Genomic DNA, 256 nt, shown 5'->3' on the forward strand with positions numbered 1-256 from the left:
CCGAAGAGGCGTAGGTGATGGACAATCGGTTGAAAATCCGATACCACCATACAACCGTTATTACGACGGGGTGACGCAGGAGGCTAGGGAGAGCCGGTGAATGGAAGGACCGGTCCAAGCCCGTAGGGAGTGAGGCAGGCAAATCCGCCTCACGGAAATCCTGAGAGGTGAAGGGGAGCCCGTAAGGGCGAAGCTTCTGATGCCAAACTGCCGAGAAAAGCCTCTAAGGAGGGGGTATGGTGCCCGTACCGGAAAC

General features: G+C 57.4%; 1 rRNA gene. It reads left to right on the plus strand.

Annotated elements, in window-relative coordinates:
• Positions 1–256 (plus strand): 23S ribosomal RNA (locus JDF658_RS13070); the annotation flags it as partial.

This window comes from Carboxydocella sp. JDF658 (assembly GCF_002049395.1).
Classification (GTDB): Bacteria; Bacillota.